The sequence below is a fragment of the Bordetella petrii genome, from assembly GCF_020991325.1.
Lineage (GTDB): Bacteria > Pseudomonadota > Gammaproteobacteria > Burkholderiales > Burkholderiaceae_B > Bordetella_A > Bordetella_A petrii_E.
This window is the reverse complement of sequence record NZ_JAJMLX010000363.1, coordinates 1-3,727: the sequence shown is the minus strand read 5'-3', so window position 1 is coordinate 3,727 and position 3,727 is coordinate 1. Positions and strand designations below refer to the sequence as shown.

General features: G+C 66.4%; 3 protein-coding genes. 2 read left to right on the top strand and 1 reads right to left on the bottom strand.

Annotation, left to right across the window (positions count from 1 at the left end):
* Both LPZ50_RS22915 and LPZ50_RS22910 read left to right on the top strand, forming a co-directional pair.
* Positions 1-948 (top strand): Bug family tripartite tricarboxylate transporter substrate binding protein (locus LPZ50_RS22915; RefSeq protein ID WP_230665120.1); only part of this gene is annotated, 948 nt, incomplete at its 5' end.
* A gap of 4 nt (positions 949-952) precedes the next feature.
* Positions 953-2,557, top strand: coding sequence for a gamma-glutamyltransferase family protein (locus LPZ50_RS22910; RefSeq protein WP_230665119.1), 1,605 nt, complete (start codon positions 953-955; stop codon positions 2,555-2,557).
* A gap of 29 nt (positions 2,558-2,586) precedes the next feature.
* Here the strand turns inward: LPZ50_RS22910 and LPZ50_RS22905 are convergent, their stop codons facing one another.
* On the bottom strand, positions 2,587-3,474 hold the full coding sequence (locus tag LPZ50_RS22905; protein WP_230665118.1) for a LysR family transcriptional regulator: 888 nt from the start codon (positions 3,472-3,474) through the stop codon (positions 2,587-2,589).
* Positions 3,475-3,727 lie beyond the last annotated feature (253 nt).

Genomic DNA, 3,727 nt, shown 5'->3' with positions numbered 1-3,727 from the left:
GCGGCGCAGGCGCTGTCGGCCGCCGCCACGGGCGCCATGGCGGCCGATTACCCGCAACGCTCTATCCAGTTGATCCTGTCCTTTCCGCCCGGCGGCGCCACCGACGTGCTGGCGCGCGAACTGAGCCAGAAACTGGGCGATACCCTGGGACAGTCGGTGGTGGTAGTGAACCGCCCCGGCGCGGGCGGGCTGGTCGGCATGCAAGCCGCGGCCCGGTCCGATGCCGATGGCTACACCCTGTATATCTCGTCGGTGATGTCCAACTCGATATACGAAGCCGTGAACGGCAAGCAGCGCGTATCGCTCGACGGCGACTTCGATGCGGTGGGCGCGATCGCCAGCGCGCCGCATATCCTGGTGACGCCGTCCAAGCTGGGCGTCAAGGATTATGCCGGCCTGGTTTCGTTGTTGAAGTCCGCGCCCGGCAAATACAACTACGCATCCATGGGCGCAGGCACGCTGTCCAACCTGGAAGGCGAGATTTTCAAGGAACAGGCGGGCGTGGATGCGCTGCAGATTCCCTACAAGGGAAGCAGCCAGGCCATACCCGAGGTCATCGCGGGCAGTTCGGCCTTCATGTTCGACAGCGTGACCAGTTCGCTGCCCCACAAGGAGGCGGGCCGCGTGAACGTGCTGGCCGTCGCGTCGGCCAAGCGCCTGCCCGTCATGCCCGAAGTGCCTACCTTCAAGGAACTGGGCGTGCAGGGCCTGGAAGCAGAAAACCTGTTCGCACTGATGACGCCCAAGGGCACGCCCAAAGACCGCATCGAGGTCGTTGCCCGCGCGCTGGCCAGGGCCCAGGACGACGAAGGCTTTCGCAAGGCCATCGGCGCCCAGGGTTTCCAGATCAGTGAAATCGCCGGCCCGGCGTTGCCGCAGTTCATCCTGGACCAGCAGGCTTTCTGGCGCGACAAGGTCAAGGCCCTGAACATCCACACCAATAAGTAGCTCCATGCCGATCCCCCACGATACATTCTGGCAGTTTCCCTATCCCTCGCAGCGCATGCCGGTGCTGGCCGATAACGTCGTCAGCACCTCGCAACCCCTGGCCAGCGCCGCCGGCCTGCAAATGTACGCGCGCGGCGGCAATGCGATCGACGCCGCGCTGGCCACGGCCATTGCACTGACGGTAGTCGAGCCGTGCATGAACGGCATTGGCGGCGACATGTTCGCCATCGTCTGGCACGACGGGCGGCTGCATGGGCTGAACGCCTCGGGCCGCGCGCCCGCGGCCTGGGAAACGTCGAAGTTCTCGCACCTTGACGGCATGGATGCCATCGGCTGGGGCAGCGTGACCGTGCCCGGTGTCGTATCGGGCTGGCGTGCCATCTGGGAAAAGTTCGGCTCGCTACCCTTCGAAGACCTGTTTGAACCCGCGCTGCGCTACGCGCGCGATGGCTACCTGGTGTCGCCCACGGTCCATCGCCAGTGGCAAAAACAGATCGCCAAGCTGAGCGGGCAGCCAGGCTACGCGGAATCGTTCGCGCCCGGCGGCCGCGCACCGCTGCCGGGGGAACGCTTCATCTGCCCCGGCCAGGCGGCCACCCTGGAAAGCATCGCCCGCAGCAAGGGCGAGAGCTTCTACCACGGCGAACTGGCCGCCGCCATCGCGGCGCATGCGCGCAACACGGGCGGCTATATCACCGAGGCCGACATGGCCCGCCACCAGGCCGACTGGGTATCGCCCATCGGCACCCGCTACCGCGACTGCGAACTGTTCGAAATCGGCCCCAACGGCCAGGGCATCGGCGCACTGATGGCGCTGGGCATGCTGCAGCATTTCGACGTGGCCGAAAGCGGCCTGGACACGGCACGCACCCTGCACCTGCAGATCGAGGCCATGCGCCTGGCCTTCGCCGATATGTATGAACATGTGGGCGACCCCGACCACATGCGGGTATCCAGCAACCAGTTGCTGGATCCCGCCTACCTGGCCGAACGCGCCAGGCTGATCGACCCGGCGCGGGCCGGCGCACCGCGCGCCGGCAGTCCCCACACGGGCGGCACGGTATATCTGACCGCCGCCGACCGGAACGGCACCATGGTGTCGTTCATCCAGTCCAATTTCAAGGGCTTCGGCTCGGGTGTGGTCGTGCCCAACACCGGTATCGCGCTGCAGAACCGCGGCTGGGGCTTTTCAACGCGTCCGGGGCATCCCAATGTGGTGGCGCCCAACAAGCGGCCGTTCCACACCATTATTCCCGGCTTCCTGATGCAGCGAGGCCAACCCCTGATGAGCTTCGGCGTCATGGGCGGATCCATGCAGGCGCAAGGCCATGTGCAAGTCACCAGCCGCATCGCCGATTTCGGCCAGAACCCGCAGGCGGCCAGCGATGCGCCGCGCTGGCGCGTGAAAGACGACAACCTCGGCGTGGCGGTGGAATGGAACACGCCGGCCGAGGTCGTCGAACAACTGCGCGCCATGGGCCATCAGGTCGAGGTGGCGCCGCGCTTCGACCTGGAGTTCGGCAGCGCGCAGATGGCCATGCGGCTACCGCAAGGCGGTTATGTGGCGGCATCCGATCATCGCAAGGACGGCTACGCCATCGGATACTGACGGCCTGGCGACGCCAACCCGGCCCGGCGTCACCCCATCCGTGCGAGAACCACCTCGCCGAAACAGCACGCGAAAGCATCGATGAAATCGACATCCCCCTGCCCGGCGCGCGTGATGCAGTAATAATCCACCGCGACAGCCGGCACGATGGGCAGCAGCCGCACTTTCCAGCGCTTGCTGGCCACCGCCGCGAACGAGGGCACCACCGCCTGCCCCAGGCCCGCCTCGACCATGGCCAGCACGGTTTCCAGGTGCGTGACCACGCGTGCCGGCGCGTCGCCGGGTGCGCCCAGGTGCTGGTTCACCAGTTTCTGGATGGGGTTCTCGTCGGGCAACGCGATGAGACGATCGCGATCGATCTGCGGCCACCGTGTTGATGCCTTCCGTCCGCCATCGACACGCGGCACCGCCAGCGCCAGCCGGGCCGGGAACACCGTGCGCCGCTGGATGCCCGACACGCGGGTGAAGAACGCGCCGAAACCGGCATCCAGTTCGCCGCTCTCGACCCGGGCCGGGATCAGGCCGCGGTCCAGGTCCAGCACGTCCACGCGCACGCCCGGTGCCAGCTTCTGGAAACGCTTGAGCACATCGGGGATCACGCTGCAGGCGATCAGTGGGGTTACCCCGATGCGCAGGCGGTCGCGCGCGCCCGCGCCCAGCGCCCCCAGTTGCGCCACGGCGGCGCCCAGATCTTGCAGGGTGCGCTGCGCCACGGGCAATAAGCTGCGGCCGGCGGATGTCAGCCGCACCGCGCGCGTGGTGCGTTCGAAAAGCCGGCAATCGAGCTGGGTTTCCAGGTCGCGCACCATGGCGCTCAGGCCGGCCTGCGAGATATGTAGTTCCTCGGCCGCCTTGGTGAAGCTGGCGTGGCGCGCCACCGCGAGGAACGCGCGCATCTGGCGGAACGAGAAATTCATGGCATAAGAACGGCACGGCTGCGGCTGGAGGAAGTGCCGTCCATATTAACAATCATTACTTGTTAATTGATCGAATATTGTGCTTTTACTTATTGAAAGCGCTGCGTTGAAATAACGCTTCGGCACCGCCACGAGTGCCGGCATTTACCAAGAGACAAACAGGAGACGAGGCATGATGAACTTGCCCGCAACCGCCGTCGCGCGCCGCGCGACGGCGGTGCTGACGGCCGCCGCCGCCTTGGCGCTGGCCCCC

Bases quoted from the DNA above. Each gene is read 5' to 3' on its own strand.
- LPZ50_RS22910 (WP_230665119.1), top strand. From the start codon at position 953: ATGCCGATCCCCCACGATACATTCTGGCAGTTTCCCTATCCCTCGCAG.
- LPZ50_RS22905 (WP_230665118.1), bottom strand. From the start codon at position 3,474: ATGAATTTCTCGTTCCGCCAGATGCGCGCGTTCCTCGCGGTGGCGCGC.